Source organism: Micromonospora craterilacus (genome assembly GCF_003236315.1).
Classification (GTDB): Bacteria; Actinomycetota; Actinomycetes; order Mycobacteriales; family Micromonosporaceae; genus Micromonospora; species Micromonospora craterilacus.
Genome location: NZ_POTY01000491.1, coordinates 1 through 1,157, shown reverse-complemented (window position 1 = coordinate 1,157; position 1,157 = coordinate 1). Strand labels below are relative to the sequence as shown.

The window sequence follows — 1,157 nt, the reverse complement described above, 5'->3', positions numbered from 1 at the left end:
GCATCATGGGGCGATGAACCCGCGCGCGGCGCTGCGTCCGCTGATCGCCGGCAGCACCTGGCGGCGAGGCGTCTTCCTGCTGCTCGGCGGGGTGCTCGCGCTGCCGTACGGGGTGCTCGTGGTGACCTTCGCGCAGTTGTTCGGCAACCCCGAGGCGCCCTGGCCACTGGTGCTCGCGCTGCTGGTGCTGGCGACCGCCATCGCCGTCGTGCCGATCTTCCACGGCGGCAGTCGGGCGCTGGAGATCGCCGCCGTACGCGGCCTGCTCGGGGTCGGCCTGCCCGAGCCGGTGCCGGGTCGCCGGCTCGACCGGGAGACCCGGCTGCGTGCCGCACTCTGGATCGGGCTGCACCTGCTCAGTGGCGCGTTGGTGGTGGGAGCCCTGTTCAGCGCGGTGCCGATGGCGCTGGCGTTCATCATCGCGCAGGCCGGCCTCGACGTCGGGTTCGCCGGCGAGCAGCGGTTCGGTCCGTTCGACGGGCAGGACACCGGTTGGCTGTCGGCCATCGGCGTACTCGTCCTGGTCGCCCTCGGCTACGCCGTCGCCGGGCTGGGCGCGCTGGCCGCGTCGATGGCCCCGGTGCTGCTCGGCCCCGCGCCGGCTGAGCGGATCGCCGCCCTGGAGGTGCGGGCCACGCGGCTGGCGGAACGCAACCGGTTGGCCCGGGAACTGCACGACTCGGTCGGCCACGCGCTGACCGTCGCCACCCTCCAGGCCGGCGCCGCCCGCGAGGTGCTCGACCGCGACCCGGAATTCGTCCGTCGGGCGTTGACCGCCATCGAGGAGACCGGTCGGCGGGCGATGGACGATCTCGATCATGTGCTCGGGCTGCTGCGGGAGACCGGGGAGTCGTCCACCGGTCCGCAGCGGACCCTGGCCGACCTGCCCGCGCTGGTCGCCGATACCCGGGCGGCCGGCCAGCCGGTACGCAGCCGGGTGCGCGGGGCGCTGGACGGGTTGCCGCCGGCGGTCTCGCGGGAGGGCTACCGGATTCTCCAGGAGGGGTTGACCAACGCCGCGCGGCACGGCCGTGGGCCGGTCGCGCTGCGGGTCGACGTACTGCCCGACGGGTTGGAGATCGAGCTGGTCAACGACCAGCCCGAGCCGAGGTCGGGCGGCGCGGCGGGCCGGGGCGGCACGGCAGGCCCGGGTGACG

The 1,157-nt window shown here is 75.1% G+C and carries 1 protein-coding gene; it reads left to right on the top strand.

Annotated features, from left to right (window positions below; genetic code table 11):
• Nucleotides 1-13 precede the first annotated feature (13 nt).
• Nucleotides 14-1,157: sensor histidine kinase (locus C1I95_RS34020; protein ID WP_111220218.1), on the top strand; the 1,144-nt coding region annotated here is incomplete at its 3' end.